The 15134-nt window shown below is 48.0% G+C and carries 16 protein-coding genes and 1 pseudogene; 13 read left to right on the top strand and 4 right to left on the bottom strand.

Annotated elements, in window-relative coordinates:
• The first annotated feature begins 23 nt into the window (after positions 1-23).
• The 6 genes from FS806_RS06600 to FS806_RS06575 all read left to right on the top strand — a co-directional run bounded on the left by FS806_RS06600 (position 24) and on the right by FS806_RS06575 (position 5684).
• Positions 24-980, top strand: coding sequence for a phosphotransferase enzyme family protein (locus FS806_RS06600; protein ID WP_144933796.1), 957 nt, complete (start codon positions 24-26; stop codon positions 978-980).
• A 637-nt stretch (positions 981-1617) separates the two neighbouring features.
• Entirely contained in the window at positions 1618-2415 is a 798-nt protein-coding gene (locus tag FS806_RS06595) for a helix-turn-helix domain-containing protein (protein WP_144933795.1), read from the top strand.
• 352 nt (positions 2416-2767) lie between these two features.
• Positions 2768-3181 carry a VOC family protein gene (locus tag FS806_RS06590; RefSeq protein ID WP_144933794.1) on the top strand — a complete coding sequence of 138 codons (414 nt, stop codon included), beginning with the start codon at positions 2768-2770 and terminating at the stop codon, positions 3179-3181.
• 41 nt (positions 3182-3222) lie between these two features.
• Positions 3223-3501, top strand: a complete 279-nt coding sequence (locus tag FS806_RS06585) for a DUF2277 domain-containing protein (RefSeq protein ID WP_144933793.1) — start codon at positions 3223-3225, stop codon at positions 3499-3501.
• A 213-nt stretch (positions 3502-3714) separates the two neighbouring features.
• Positions 3715-4485: a DeoR/GlpR family DNA-binding transcription regulator gene (locus tag FS806_RS06580; RefSeq protein ID WP_144933792.1), complete on the top strand. Its 771-nt coding sequence runs from the start codon at positions 3715-3717 to the stop codon at positions 4483-4485.
• Between the two features lie 245 nt (positions 4486-4730).
• Positions 4731-5684: a metallophosphoesterase family protein gene (locus FS806_RS06575; RefSeq protein WP_144933791.1), complete on the top strand. Its 954-nt coding sequence runs from the start codon at positions 4731-4733 to the stop codon at positions 5682-5684.
• A gap of 153 nt (positions 5685-5837) precedes the next feature.
• On the opposite strand, the gene FS806_RS06570 is transcribed toward FS806_RS06575, so the two are convergent.
• Positions 5838-6287, bottom strand: a complete 450-nt coding sequence (locus FS806_RS06570; protein ID WP_144933790.1) for a carboxymuconolactone decarboxylase family protein — start codon at positions 6285-6287, stop codon at positions 5838-5840.
• A gap of 162 nt (positions 6288-6449) precedes the next feature.
• Here FS806_RS06570 and sigJ point away from each other — a divergent pair, with 162 nt between their 5' ends.
• From sigJ to FS806_RS06540, 7 genes are all read left to right on the top strand, one after another.
• Positions 6450-7349, top strand: a complete 900-nt coding sequence (gene sigJ, locus FS806_RS06565; RefSeq protein WP_186328232.1) for an RNA polymerase sigma factor SigJ — start codon at positions 6450-6452, stop codon at positions 7347-7349.
• 10 nt (positions 7350-7359) lie between these two features.
• Positions 7360-7659 (top strand): GNAT family N-acetyltransferase, encoded by a 300-nt coding sequence (locus FS806_RS26975; RefSeq protein ID WP_313960564.1) that lies wholly within the window; start codon positions 7360-7362, stop codon positions 7657-7659.
• Entirely contained in the window at positions 7572-7952 is a 381-nt protein-coding gene (locus FS806_RS26970) for a GNAT family N-acetyltransferase (protein ID WP_313960565.1), read from the top strand. The genes FS806_RS26975 and FS806_RS26970 overlap by 88 nt, the downstream gene beginning before the upstream one ends.
• Positions 7953-9022: 1070 nt before the next feature.
• Positions 9023-9943: an aminoglycoside phosphotransferase family protein gene (locus FS806_RS06555; protein WP_144933788.1), complete on the top strand. Its 921-nt coding sequence runs from the start codon at positions 9023-9025 to the stop codon at positions 9941-9943.
• Between the two features lie 115 nt (positions 9944-10058).
• Positions 10059-10466 carry a hypothetical protein gene (locus tag FS806_RS06550; protein WP_144933787.1) on the top strand — a complete coding sequence of 136 codons (408 nt, stop codon included), beginning with the start codon at positions 10059-10061 and terminating at the stop codon, positions 10464-10466.
• A gap of 443 nt (positions 10467-10909) precedes the next feature.
• A complete protein-coding gene (gene tyrS, locus FS806_RS06545) occupies positions 10910-12169 on the top strand; it encodes a tyrosine--tRNA ligase (RefSeq protein ID WP_144933786.1) in 1260 nt (419 codons plus the stop codon).
• Positions 12170-12575: 406 nt separating this feature from the next.
• Positions 12576-13238 (top strand): FusB/FusC family EF-G-binding protein, encoded by a 663-nt coding sequence (locus FS806_RS06540; RefSeq protein ID WP_144933785.1) that lies wholly within the window; start codon positions 12576-12578, stop codon positions 13236-13238.
• 5 nt (positions 13239-13243) lie between these two features.
• Here the strand turns inward: FS806_RS06540 and FS806_RS26610 are convergent.
• The 3 genes and pseudogenes from FS806_RS26610 to FS806_RS06525 all read right to left on the bottom strand — a co-directional run.
• Positions 13244-13368: pseudogene (locus tag FS806_RS26610) on the bottom strand (formylglycine-generating enzyme family protein); the annotation flags it as partial.
• A gap of 47 nt (positions 13369-13415) precedes the next feature.
• Positions 13416-14153, bottom strand: a complete 738-nt coding sequence (locus FS806_RS06530; RefSeq protein ID WP_144933784.1) for a cyclase family protein — start codon at positions 14151-14153, stop codon at positions 13416-13418.
• Between the two features lie 281 nt (positions 14154-14434).
• Entirely contained in the window at positions 14435-14974 is a 540-nt protein-coding gene (locus tag FS806_RS06525) for a hypothetical protein (RefSeq protein WP_144933783.1), read from the bottom strand.
• Positions 14975-15134: the final 160 nt, after the last annotated feature.

Genomic DNA, 15134 nt, shown 5'->3' with positions numbered 1-15134 from the left:
TTAACCTGCATGGAACCAAGAGGATGGTGAGGAGGTGCGGACTTGTGAGTGAAGATATCTTGAATTTTCTTAATGAAAGGTATCCTGTCGTTCTGCAAAAAATTGAAGCCGTGAGCGACGGAATGTACCGCTGTTACGGAAATCAAGGGATATATTATGCACGGATCGGCCAATACAGAACCTATGAAGAGCAATTGGAAGAAGTCCAGTGGACTAATTTTCTGTACGAACAGGGAGTTGGAGTTTCGCCTGCCGTTCCCTCGGTAAACGGGCATGTGGTGGAAACGATTCTTCCCGGGGACGATCTGGTGGTCTTTTATAAGGCTGCTCCGGGCTCTCATCTGGAACGGACGGAGTGGAGGGCCTCAGTTCTAAAATCATTAGGCCGGCAAATCGGGCGGATGCATCGCTTGACGAAAGAGTACGAGAAAAGCCGCCCCTTCAAATATATTGGGGACTGGCATCATCAGGAAGAATATCAATTCGATCAATACATCCCCAGGGAAGAGACAACAATCCGGGAGCGGGCTCATGCCGTCATTTCGGAGATCAAAGCGCTGCCGATAGAGGAAGCGACTTATGGGATGATTCACGGGGACTTATGGCTGGAGAATATTGTAGTGGGGCCAGGCCAATCGGTCACTATGATAGATTTTCAGGATTGCGAGAAGCATTACTGGGTGTACGATCTGGCGGTTCCGTTTTATTCCGCGCTTCACTATACCTTCGCTGGGCAGGGAAATATAAGCGATTACGGGAAATCGATTTTCGCCTCACTAATTGACGGATATCTTATGGAGCATGCCATTTCCGATAAAACGCTGCAGCAAATTCCTGTGTTTCTAAAATTAAAGGAAATCTTCGAATATAGCTTGATGCATATGTACTGGGACCAGCGGAAGCTAAGCGAGGAGCAGGTGCGGATAATGAATTTGTATCGCATTAGAATAGAACAAGACCATCCTGTTACCGGCTGGTGACCTGTTGTTGGCTGCCATGCTCAGGGAATAGATGAACTTTATATCTGAAAATATCGATATGATCTGTAAGCTGGTATGTAAAGTTTTGCGTTATTATCCCATATAGCGAAAAAGTCCATAGGCCGCGGAGTGCCGGGGAACGAAAGTAAAGAAGCATACATCCATGACAAGCAATAATGCATGTCTATTGGCAAGAATCCGTCAAAACCCGGCCAAGACACGTGCACTTTGTCGGTACTGTCCCCAAAGAAGAGCAAAAGTGCATGTCTTTTTGCACGAATTCGGCAAATCTTGGGAAAGACGGACAAATCTGCAGGTCTTTTCCCGCCAAAAGCGGAAAGCCAGCCAAAATTGCCAAATTCACCTGCACTTTTGCATGTCATTTGCGGATATCGGCCATAATGCCTGCAAAGACCTGCACATTTGCTGGTCTTCGTTCTTTTGGTCGTGCACTTTGCCGATCCTGTCTGGTCCTTTTCTCTAGTTTCTTGGCTGTCCCGGGCTTCTATAAAAACGGTTCATGCAGCGGAACCATTTTTTTCATCTGAACAGTTGATTAGGTGAGCTCATTAATATATAATATTACACGAACTAACGTTCTGTTATTCCGATCCCGGCAGAAGAGAGGTGTGGGACTGTGACCGACCGATATCCGGAAATAGACGGGGTCATTGCCTATATTCACCAGCATATCTATGAACCGTTATCGCTTGACCGTCTGGCTCGTTATGCGGCTTACAGCCCCTATCATTTCGCCCGGATTTTCAAGGAGCGGATGGGGCTTCCTCCGCTCTATTATATTTCCTCCCTGAGGCTTCAGAAGGCCAAGGATTTATTGTTAAATACGAATTTAAGCATTCGCGATATCGGTCTGGAGATCGGCCAACAGAGTCTCGGAACCTTCACGACCCGCTTTACCGAACGGGTAGGCGTGACTCCGGCAGACTTTCGGAATCAGGTGCTGCAGGCGGATAACCATTTCCGTTCCTTGCAGAGGCTGGAGCGCTGGTCTGTCTCTCATGCATCGGCAAGCGCGTATTCACGTGTAGAAGGGAATATCCAGTCAGAGATTCCGTTCGAAGGGGTCATTCTGATCGGCTTGTTTGCCAAGCCTATTCCCGAAGGGATTCCGTTATACGGAACTCTTCTGTCCTCCGTCGGGGAGTTTTGCTTCGAGGGGGTTAAGCCGGGCACCTACTATTTAATGGCCACATCAGTTTCTTGGGGGATGCAGGCGAAGGATATTCTGCTGCCGCATACCACCTTGCGTACCCGGTCCAGGCAGCCCATTATTGTGGAGCCTTATTCCGCAGTTCCTTATCAGCAGGTCATGCTGCGTACACCTCGCCTGGACGATCCGCCCATTCTCATTTCGCTGCCTTTATTGATGAACCAGTTTCTTAATCGCGTTCTTCAGCATACCCATTCATTATGAGCCGGGACCGCTCTCACTGAGTGAAGAAAACCATCGCTTCGATGGTAAACGCTTTAGCGCAGGTAAATTCAATGAACAATAGGGCAATGGACGAAAAGTAAGTTGAAAATCGCAGCTAGGTTGATCAATAAAGCGGTTTCTGAAAAAGCTGCGATTTCAAGTGCAATTAGAGGCAAATCAGCTTATGAAATCCAGGCAGACATCCATAAATAAAGATCGGGTTGGTTTAAATATCGTTCCCTTGACTTTTTCGTTGTCATTGTCATTGTCGTCATCATAGCAATCCATAAGAAATTTGCTGTCGGGTCATGTGCTACAATCAAAGTAATTCATAAACCTAGAGGTGATATCAATGAAAATGATTACGAAAAACATCTTTATTAATTTGCCAGTTAAAGATTTGCAGAAGTCGATTGATTTTTTCACGGCATTAGGGTTTGAATTCAATGCCCAATTTACGGATGACAAGGCGACCTGCATGGTAATACACGACAATATCTTTGCCATGCTTCTGGTGGAAAGCCGCTTTAAAGATTTCACCAAGAAGGAAATTGCCGATGCCACGCAGAGTACGGAAGCGATCATCGCCTTGTCGGCAGAGAGCCGGGAACAGGTGGATGAAATGGTTAACCGGGCTCTGGCCGCCGGAGGAAAGCAGACGAACGAGCCGATGGACCATGGATTCATGTACCAGCGGAGTTTCGAGGATCTCGACGGCCATCTGTGGGAAGTAATGTATATGGATGCAAGTGTGATCAATAAGTAGTAAGATGGATAATAGATAACGATTATCCAAAGGAGAAAGCTATGTGCCGAAACATCAGAACCTTGTTCAATTTCGATCCTCCGGCCACCGATGAGGAGGTACAGGCGGCCGCCCTCCAGTTCGTAAGGAAGCTATCGGGCTATAACAAGCCTTCGAAGGCGAACGAGGAGGCGTTCGATCGCGCTGTCGATGAAGTGGCTTTGGCGGCCCGCCGTTTGCTGGATTCACTCGTGACCGAGGCCGGGCTTCGCAATCGGGAGATCGAGATCGAACGGGCTCGTGCCAGAGCTGCCAGAAGGTTTGGGAACGGGAACGGCTAGCTTGAGAGTGAATGTGAAGGAAGAGGGAGAACGTTAAGGTTCTCTCTCTTTTTTTTGTGGCTGACCAATACAAAAACCACATCATACAACAAAAATCCATTGACAACAGTCAAGAATGGTTTGTATTATAGATAAAAACCAACAGAACAGTCATTTAGAATGTGGTTTTGCAGAGGAGTTCCGCCCGATTTGGTGATTTCAGGAGGTGAAGGGATGTCATTAACCTTTGAAGAGCGGAAAAGGACGATTCTGGAGCAACTGATGAAAGAGGAAAAGGTCCGGGTACCTCAGTTATCGGAGCAGTTGAACGTTTCGATGGAAACGATACGCCGTGATCTGGATCGGTTGGAAAAAGAAGGCCTGCTCAAAAAAGTGTACGGCGGGGCCGTCAAAACGCGACTGAACATGATCGAGCCACCGTTTTTGCAAAGAGCGCAAATGCACCGGGAGGAGAAGGAGGCGCTCGGCAGATGCGCTGCCCGGCTCGTCAAAGACGGGGAAACGATCATGATTGACAACGGGACGACTACAGTTGAAGTGATCCGTTATTTGCACGATCGGTCAGATGTAACGATTGTTACACATTCGATCTCGGCCATGCTGCTGGCGGCGGAGATGTTTCCGGGACGGATCTTTTTTGCCGGTGGCGAGGTGGACATCAAGCTGCAGTCGGCTGGCGGATCACTGACAGAACGGATGCTTGAGCAGTTTAAGGTTCATAAAGCGTTTATTTCCGTCGGAGGTATCTCGCTGGTGGATGGAATTACGGACTACGATGTCAACGAGGCAAGCATCTCCCGCAAAATGATCGAGCGCGCGGAAGAAGCAATCGTCTTGGCCGATCATTCCAAGCTGGGGGTGACTACATTTGCCAAAATTGCAGATCTTCAGGAAGTATCGATGATTGTGACCGATCGGAATTGCCCTGCGGAATGGATCAGGCACCTGCAGGAGAAAAATGTAGAAATCAGATTGGCGGAGTAGTGAAGGAGTGGGTGAAGGTTAGTTTGATTTTATCCGGAGGAAGGGCTCCATTTGACAGGGTGGCTGCTGCGTACGGCTAAACTTCGAAAGCGCATTCAATTAAATTGATATTGCGGTATGTTGCCCGATGAAGCAGCCGAGCGGTTATTGGCTTCAGCTATACGGCAGTCGTTAGTTTTTCAGGAATGGAAGGCAAGCAAGCTTACCGCATCCTTGCAAGATTAAGATGGGAGGAACAGATTCCTATGAAGTCTGTGTTCACTTTTCGCGAAAATAACACCTTTACGATTGCGCAGTTTACGGATGTCCATTGGAATGATTGGGGAGAGCCCGGACTGGATAGCGAACGGGAAAATACCCGCTCCCGCGAACTGATGCAGATGGTAATTCGGGAGGAGCAGCCCGATCTTGTCGTTTTTACCGGTGATGTGATTACCGCAGGAAGATGTCATGACCCTGTTAAATCGTTTCGCGCCGCCGTTTCCGTTGTCGAGGATCATCAGGTGTCATGGGCGGTAGTATTCGGCAATCATGATACGGAAGCCCAGATTACGAGACAGGAACTGATGGAGGCGGTGACGGAATACCGCTATGCGGTTGCCGAACCCGGCCCGGACGAAATCAGCGGAGTCGGAAATTATATAATACAAATACAAAATGCGGATGGGAAAACCGGAGCGGTGCTTTATTTCTTCGATTCCGGAAATATGTCCTGTATTCCGCATGTCAAAGGGTATGACTGGATTCGGCGAGACCAGGTCGCCTGGTATGAGCGCGAATCCGTCCGCTTGACGGCACAGAATGGGGGCAGCCCGCTGCCGGGACTTGCTTTTCTCCATATTCCGCTGCCTGAGTACCGCGAAGTATGGGAGCGAGAGGTGTGTTACGGGCATAAGTATGAGGAAGTATGCTGTCCGCAGGTGAACAGCGGATTATTCTCGGCCATGGTTGAAAGGGGCGACGTCATGGGAACCTTCGTCGGGCATGACCATATCAACGATTATACCGGCTGGCTTCACGGAATCAGGCTCTGTTACGGACGGGCGACCGGGTTCAATACGTACGGACGCGAAGGGTTCCCGCGCGGCGCAAGAATGATTCGCCTTCACGCCGGTGAACGACGGTTCGACACCTGGCTTCGACTGGATGACGGTTCTGTCGTGATGGAGCAGCAGGAGCACCAACCGGAGGGGAAGTAAACGTTAGAAGCTGCACGGGGCGGAAACTTCAAATTATCTACTGGGACAATAGGATAGGAACGAAAAACAGGCAGACCATCCTTCGGATAACGAGGGTAGGCCTGCCTTTGTCGTATTGCTATGATAATAACGGATCCGCTCGAAGCCGGAAAATTAGCGGACGAAACAGCCCGGCGACATTCCGGTAGCTATTCCGAGCCGGTTCCAGCCGTTGATGGTATTGATCGCCATGATCAGGTCAATATATTCCTTCTCGTCGAAATGGGCACGAACCTGATCGTACACATGGTCCGGCACTCCGGCTTCCCCAATGTTGGTAACATGCTCGGCCAGCTCCAGAGCGGCCTTTTCCTTGTCCGAATAAAGGGAGACTTCACGCCATGCGGTCAGAAGCAGGAGGCGGTCGATGCTCTCGCCATTCTTCAGCATATCTTTACCGTGCTTATCGATACAGAATGAGCAGCCGTTGATTTGCGAAACCCTCACTTTAATCAGCTCGTATAAGACCGGATCCAAGCCGCTTTTTTTGACGAAGGCTTCCAGTGCCATCATGGCCTCGTAGGCCCCAGAATTTGCTTGATAGTGATTGATTCTTAGACTCATTTCCAATTCCTCCTGATTAAATGTTTGCTTGCATTAGTTAAGACAATCAAGCCCCCCGATTTGTGACATTCAGCTTAGAGAGAAGTATAATATGTCAGAAAGAGCAGAGGCGCATCAAGTCTGGAGGGTGCCGGTTGATTAAACGGGAAGGAGATGGAGTTGTTGCTCGAAGAGTTTTACTCCGATTACAAAGGCCAACTGTTCCGGATCGCTTACCGCATGCTGGGATCGGTAGCGGATGCGGAAGATATCGTGCACGATGTATTTGTAGGTTTATCCAGGCAGGATTGGAACCAGGTGGTAAGCCCAAAATCCTATTTAGTGAAAACGACAATTAACCGCTGTCTTAATTTACTGCAGTCCGGTGCCCGCCAGAAGGAGCAGTATGTGGGCCCGTGGCTGCCGGAGCCGATCCTGGACAGCATCGATGGACAGCCGGAAGAGAAGGCGGAAAGGGACGAGCGAGTGAGATACGCGCTGCTGGTCATGCTGCAAACTTTGTCTCCGCAGGAACGGGCGCTCTTTATCCTGAAGGATATTTTGGGATATAGCTACCCGGAAATAGCTGGGATGCTGGAGCGGACCGAGAGCAACTGCCGGAAAATATTCAGCCGGGCCAAGCAGAAGATGAATCAGGCAGCACCGGAGCCGGCAGAGGGCTTGGAGGAAGAGTCAGGTGAAGTGGCGGCCTTTTTTGTCAAACAGTTCATTCATGCCGTTCAAACCGGGGACGTCCAAGGCCTCGTCAAGCATTTGCGGGAAGAAGTGACGCTCATTACGGATGGCGGCGGCAAAACAAAAGCAGCCTACAGGCCGATCTTTGGCATGGACCGCGTACTTGCTTTCCTGCGTGGCGTGAAGACCAAAGGCACCTTCGACGGGGAGATGGCAGCCGTTCATTTGAACGGGGAGGTCGGGGTGCTGTTAACCCGCCAATGGCGAGCCGTTCTGGCAATTTGTTTTCACCGGGAACCGCGCTCAAGACGAATTTTGAACATTTATATGGTCATGAACCCGGACAAACTTCGTCGTTTTCAGGAGATCAAGCAAAGTTTAGGATAGGAGGGTTTATATGAATGCGGATAAGAAGCTTAAGAGCGCGGACGATGAGTTCACCATTGAATGCAGCGAAATTATTTTACGAGAATATAGAGTTGAAGATTTGGATGACTTATATGCTCTGACGCAACAGCCCGAGATTACACAGTATTTGCCGGATTGGAACGTTCCTAAGGAGCAAAGGCTTCACTGGTTAATCCATTATGAAACGGTCGAGAATAAAAAATTCCTCCGAGCGATCACAGAAGGAGGGCATATTGGTCAGCTTCGTCTTCGTCTAGGAATTATTTTGAAGGCAACCGCGAGTTTATAGGCTGGTGCTGTACGGGGATAAAGGAGGAATTACCGCCGCCAAATAGAGAGATTGTGTTTGCCATCTCCAGAGATCATAGAAGTATGGGGTACACTACCCAGGCCGTACAGGCGACAATCAAGTATTTATTTGAGCACACGAAGGTGGAGGAATTGAACGCGGTAGCTCTGACCCATAACCTGCCCTCCAATAAAGTGATTCAAAAATGCGGGTTTGACCTTGTGAACAGGATTGAGATCGACAACGAGCCATATAATCATTACAAAATTCGCAGGAGTCAATGGATACAGTAGGCGAGTAGACTTGGATTATTCCGAACAAAGGCTTCTACAGTTTATTGAAGAATTTCGATTATATTGATGGTCAATTTTGGAACAGAGAGGAAGAAAGCTTAATATCAGAGGTATATCTATGAAAAACGAACCATTGAGTTTACCAAGCAAAATAATAAACCCGGAAGAGATAATAAAGATAATTCCTATCAATCTTTGAATATATTAGAGCTTAATAATTCAACTTTCGCAGCTTAAATTCGGCAGATAAGCCTTGATTTTCGTTTTAGTAGTGAACTTTTTTGGACAACCCCGTATCGTCTACCGGATGGTGTAAAAGACAAGCAAAACTGCAGGTCTTTTTTAGAAAAAACCGCGGAGTGCCCTATTCTAAAGCGATAATGCACGTCTTTTTGGAGAAAAGTCGCTACATACCTGATTCTAAAGCAATAATGCACGTCTTTTTTAGAAAAAGCCACGCAATGCCCTATTCTAGAGCAATAATGCATGTCTTTGGAGCGATTTTTGCGAAATGGCCCCATTTTGTGAAAAAGACGTGCACATTTGAGCGTCTTTCGCCTTCTTTTTGGAAAAGGGCACGATTTTAATGTATTTTTGCTCGTCTTTGCGATGTCTTCACCGACCCGGATGCGACGTTGGCTTTCCCTCAGGTCTCCGTCAGGAGCTTATTTTAAAAATATAGTGTATAGAGTATCCGGAAAGTTTGTGTGATGAGGCTGAAAGGCTGCGATGATTAGAGGACAAGCTTCCAGTCCCTGGAGTTGTTGGCTATCAAGTGGAAAATGGACATGAGCATTTACTTATGACATTTGTGGAAGGTTGTTCCGCGAATCAATATGAATCGGAGGAAGGGCAAGGTTCAGCCCGAGAACCATCGAGATTGAGAAGGGATATAACCAGGAAAATGACGATTGGGACGCCAGATTATATTAATTTGAACATCAGGATGTCAATGACGGATTCATTCGGACTGCTCGAAAAAATAACGAGCTAAACATCGGCATCTCCGCTATAATACGGATAAACCATCATGATGTCGGACTTCATTCAAGAAAGTGAAAGGAGGATTCATGGACGATCAGGCTCTTTCCAGGCTAGGCCGGTACATCCCGTATTTGACGGGAGATCACAAGCTTGTCCGCATTCATAAAGGCTATTCGAATGACGAGAAATACCGTGTCTCACATCCGGATGGTAGGCGGTATCTTTTGCGAATGTTTGATTTGAAGCACTGGAACTCCAAAAAAAGCGAGTTCAATGTCCTGCAAAAAATGGAGAAATACAACGTAAAATGCTCGAGACCGGTTGATTTCGGAGCCGTGGAGCCGTTGGATAAAGGATACATGCTCCTATCCTATATTGAAGGTGAAGATGCCGAGGAGCATATCGGCGCTTTATCCGAACAAGCCCAGTATGCCATTGGGAAGGAGGCGGGGGAAGAGCTGCTCAGGATGCATCAATATACCGCTCCTGCTGAAGTCCCTGGATGGTTCGAACGCAAATATAAGAAGCACAGACAGTACATAGAGCAGTATCAAGCTTGCGGTTATAAGCTGAGGGAGGCTCCCCGGATCGGGTCTTTTATCGATGACTATATTCATCTGATGAAGCAGCGTCCCAACTTATTTCAGCATGATGACTTTCATGTCGGGAACTTGATCATTAAGGATGAGAAGTTGGCGGGGATTATTGATTTTAACCGCTATGACTGGGGCGACCCGATCCATGAATTTTTGAAAACGGGATTATTCAGCAGCGAAGTGAGTGTTCCTTTTGCGATCGGTCAAATCGTAGGGTATCACAAGGGGAGCCAGCCGGATGAGCTTTTCTGGAAGTTATATTCCTTGTATCTGGCGATGAGTATTTTTTCATCCATCGTATGGATTCTGCGGGTGAAGCCGGAGGAACTGGATCAGATGTTGGAAAAGCTCCATAGAGTGATAGAAGATCACCATGGTTTTGAAGAAGTCAAGCCCGGATGGTATGCTTAGAGCAGCCTTCGTCCATAACGCAGGCAAGCTGAATCTATGGCACATGCGGAGACCTTGATTAGCCAAGGAAACAGAAGCTTAGCTTGGAAAATATATAAGTATAGGGGGAGAAGGGATGAGAAAATGGGCTGTTTTGTTCACGTTCTTGGCCGTCCTGCTGGTCGGTTGCGGCAGCCGTCCGCCAACGCCAAGCCTAAACGCCGGTGATGTCAAAATCCCGGTCGTTCTGGGCACGTACGCCTGGAAAAACGTCGTTGCAGATGCACCTGGACCGAATTATTTGGTCAAAGACACGGAGTCGGTCACCGTTTCACCGGGTACAGAAGTTACCATTAAATTTTCGGGAAAGCCGGACCGCATGATCCTGTCCAGATGGGAGGGGCAGGAAAGCAGAGAAGAGGTTGAACTTGAGTCTAACAAGTTTACTCTTCCGGAGGAAAAAGGGGAGTATATATACTCCATTCGTGCCGAGTGGGGGAAGAATAAAAGCGGATTATATGCATTTATAGTTAAGGTAGAGTAGACTTAAGCTTCATCGTTGATCGGCTGCCTTGTGTTCGGAATAGGACGCTTTATAGAATAATCATATAAATAAGCTCCATCCGGTTGACATCGATAAATTAATTCACTATACTGATCTGTAATCTTATATGTGATATACGTTGAAAGAGCCCAGTAGTCGCTTAATCCCTGTTCCAGAAAGTCGGGGGTAGTGGAACCCGATACACATTAAGACGGCGAATTACACTCTGGAGTATCTCGGGTAATGCCGAGCGGAATGGCGAACGATATCTCGCCGAGAGCGGCACGAATGGAGCGCGCAAGCGCCGGGTTCCATGGTGCAATCTGGGTGGTAACGCGGTTATACAATCGTCCCTATGTCTACAATAGACAAGGGGCGTTTTTTTATTTTCAACGTAAAATCATCTTACTATGGCAGATATTAATTGAAGGAGTGGCAAGGCAATGAATATTATTGACGAACTCGAATGGCGCGACGCCATCAATCAGCAGACCGACGCCGAAGGGCTTCGCGAATTGACTAATGAGAAATCCATTTCATTATACTGTGGTGTGGACCCGACCGGCGACAGCATGCATATCGGCCACTTGATTCCATTCATGGTACTGAAACGCTTCCAGCTTGCCGGCCATCGTCCGGTCATTCTGATCGGCGGCGCAACGGGGACGATCGGCGATCCGAGCGGCCGCCAAACGGAGCGCTCTCTGCAAACGCTGGAACAAGTCCAGGCCAATGTCGAGGCGCTGACGGCCCAGTTGAAAAAGCTGTTTATCACCGAAGGTGACAACCAAATTCGCATGGTCAATAACTACGACTGGACGCACAAAATCAATATTATCGAATTTCTGCGCGATTACGGTAAAAACTTCAGCATCAACTCGATGCTTGCCAAAGATGTTGTCGCCAGCCGGCTGGAAAGCGGAATTTCGTTCACGGAATTCTCCTACCAGATTCTGCAGTCGATTGACTACCTATATCTGTATGAGAATGAAGACGTACAGCTGCAAATCGGAGGCTCCGATCAATGGGGCAACATTACAAGCGGTCTGGATCTAATTCGCAAGAAGAAAGGACCTGAGGCTAAAGCATTCGGTCTGACCATTCCGCTAATGCTGAAGGCTGATGGCACGAAATTCGGCAAAACGGCAGGAGGGGCGATCTGGTTAGATCCCAACAAAACGACTCCTTACGAGTTCTACCAGTTCTGGGCCAATACCGATGACCGCGATGTCGTGAAATACTTGAAGTACTTCACTTTCCTGTCCAAGGAGCAGATTGACGAGCTGGAGGAGAAGGTACGGACCGAGCCGCATAAGCGCGAAGCGCAAAAAACACTCGCCGAAGAAATGACAAGGTTTGTCCATGGCGAGGAGCTGCTGGAGCAGGCGAAGCGGATCACAGCCGCTTTGTTCAGCGGGGATATTAAATCGTTGACCGCGGACGAGATCGAGCAGGGCTTCAAGGAAATGCCGACGTACGAAGCCACACGGGATTCCAAAAATATCGTTGAATGGCTGGTCGAGCTAGGCATTGAGCCGTCCAAGCGGCAGGCCCGCGAGGACATTACGAAGGGCGCAATCTCGATCAACGGCGAGCGCATCAACGATCTGGAACTGGTCGTGACAGCCGATCAAGCGATCGGCGGACGCTTCATCATTATCCGCAAGGGCAAGAAAAACTACAGCCTGGTCAGATTGTCTTAGACGTAAAGAATGATAAGAAGCTGCCCTTTGGTATAGCAGAGGCGCAGCTTCTTGTTTTGTTTAAGCAAGGTAAGATGACTCCGTCCTGAACAGCTTTTAACTTAAATTAGGCCTTAGTAAAATGTTATAAACTTGCGGTGTTTCAACCCGTATATACTCTTTATAATTGTTTTTGGGATTGATGCGGGGGCAGAAGTATGTATATACTGATTGATGACTGGGGGTGTTAAGGATGGCAATTTCAATTGCCGGAAGAAGAAGCTGCTCATGCAAAGCCTGGCATTAGGGCGATACTTTGCATGGGCGGACAGTTATTAGAGCATGTCGCCCGAGAGAGCTTATATCGTTTCTAATAATGGGCTTTGCACCTTGTTTTCGCTTTTATAAAAAATAAGGGGCTGAGAGCATGAACCAACCATTCATTAGAAACCACCAATATAACTTAATCAAAAAGCAGACAGGCCTGCTTAAGAGTGCCTGCAGCAACGTTTCCGACCCGAAAGTGGTGGAATCGGTCAGATACAGCGCTCAATCGAAAATGATCGAAGCGTTCCCGGATGCCACAGAGCTTCAACAACAATTGCTGGAGAAGATTGCAACGCTTCATACGGCCGAACAATTCCAGCACTATCTGGAGTCGTTGGAGCCTTATTTGGCGGAGTTTCCGCAAATCACGGGAAAGCAGCTTAACAAGCTGTTCCCTAAAATCAAAAAAATGAAGCAGCCTGATTTGACCGCTCTCGATTACCGCCATCTCACTTATCTGGGCTGGGTAGATATAGCGACAAATAAATTGTTTCTTGTCTATCCTCTGAACGGGAAATTCGTCGGCATCGAGGGTAGATTTACTCCGACGAACAAGGGCGTGTGCTTTTTTTGCAATCGCCATGAAGACGTTGCTTTATTCTCTGCGATTACGAAACACAGACCGGCCAAAGCTTCGCCTGACTACTACAAGGCTATCGGGAACTATGTATGCGTGGACAGCGAAGTTTGCAATAAGAATATTACCGATGTCACCGCACTGGAAAAGTTCGTTCGAGAAGTGACGGGATACGAGGAAATATAATAAAACTATAGAGACCTGGCAAGACGAAAGCCAGGATCATCTATTCGAAACGCAGGGTGACTGCGGCGGCGCCAGGTCGCCCCGCAGCCTCCGGTTTCTTCACCCAGCTGCCGCCGCAGACCACGTCATAAAGTCATGGTTTGTAGATGACTTTCTCTGTCAGCTAAAGCTCAAAGCTCAGGGCAAAATGGCGAATGACCGGACCGGGAAGCCGGAAGCTTTCTCCGGTTTGGGGACAAGATTGAAAATGACGGCGCCGGTTGCCGGAACCTTGTCCAGATTCGTTAATAGCTCTACTTGATAAGTGTCCTGCTCCAGCACATAGTATTCGCTTATAAGCGACCCGTTTCTCCGATAATCGAGACTGGAATCCGTATCGAACGTTTCGTGACCGATCGCCTTAATTTTTCTCTCCTCGAACAAAACCTTCAGCGCCTCCAGAGACCAGCCGGGCACGTGGCTATGGCCATCGTCATCCTTGTTGTTGAAGGCTTCCACATCCGGCCAGCGCTTGCTCCAGTCCGTACGCAGCGCGACGAACGTACCGGGTTCGATATGGCCGTGTTCCTCTTCGAAGCGCAGCAGATCTTCAACGCTTAAGGAGTAATCGTTATTCTCCGCCGCTTCTTTAGACTTATCGATGACCACAAGCGGCAGTACCAATTCCTTCAAATCCAGTTCGTCCAAATATCTCGTATTCCGAACGAAATGAATAGGAGCATCCAGATGCGTTCCATATTGTCCGACAAATTTAAAGCTTTGGGCCAGGAAACCGTCGTCATGGGTAAACATGGCTGAAAATTCGGCGGCGGGAAAGGCGGAAAAATGCGGGGATTCCGGACCAAACGTGTGCGTCAGGTCCACCCATTCTTTTTCCTTCAGCAAGGCAAGGGCTTTGATCAATTCATTCGCCATCGGATCACCTCATCATATTTTCTACAGCTTGCTTAAGCAAAAAATAAAGCCTCATTCCAGAAACAGAAGAGGCTGCGGCAACAGGATGATTCTTCTTATCTTCAAGCTCTACGCTTCCGGAATTAGCTCCCTTCACCGGATGACTGGTGCAGAGGCTTCCAAGGGCCAGCCACCCACTTCTTTCGGATAAGAAAATCGGTTATTGACTTCTACTTTAAATGCTTAAATAGCCGAGTGTCAAGGCAGTAAGACAGAGTCCTCTGCAAAAAAAGCGGGGTTTGTTACCCGTTGGCTTTCCTCGGCCAGATAAAATTGGAAATGGTTATGAGCAAATCAATTCCGAGCGCCAATGTCCATACTTTTAATATTTTAGACAGGGCTTCCGTCCGGTCGGGATCGTCAATGAAGTAAATGAGGGCGGCAAGGCATCCGGCGCCGATCAGATAAGCCAGCACGTGTTTCAACCAGCTTTTGAAATAATTGATCGCATACTCCATTCCGTACAGCTTGACCGGTTTGGGGCCTTGCTTGGCGACGTAATAGCGAAACCGTTCGTCTGCCCATTGGATCATGCTTTTGCCGAAGGCAATCGATACCCCTATATAGACGGCGGCAATTGCGTGTGCGGTAGTGGCGGTTGCTCCACGGTACAAATCGACGCCGGTCGTAATTAATAAAATCAAGTCCACAACGGGGGTCAATGCAAGCAGGAACACTCCCAGCTTCTGTTGTTTCAAGACGTATCTAACAAATAATCCTAAAATAATGACGACCCAGAATGCAATTTCACAGGCTACAATCATCCAGGCTACTAAATTCATGCGAACGCTCCTTCTTCATCGGTGTATTCCTTGTTAACAAGAAACATTATAACAGGAGGCTTTAAATAATACAATTGTATTAAACTGGACAGTGAAAAGTTCTTGTCGAAAAATTCATGGGAATAAAGGTTAAAGGTGCATACAGGAAAAGTAACCCAAT

Origin of the sequence: Paenibacillus sp. 32O-W (genome assembly GCF_007679495.1) — a bacterium.
Classification (GTDB): Bacteria; Bacillota; Bacilli; order Paenibacillales; family NBRC-103111; genus Paenibacillus_L; species Paenibacillus_L residui.
Note: the sequence above shows the minus strand (reverse complement) of the source record. Positions and strands in the feature narration are given on the sequence as shown.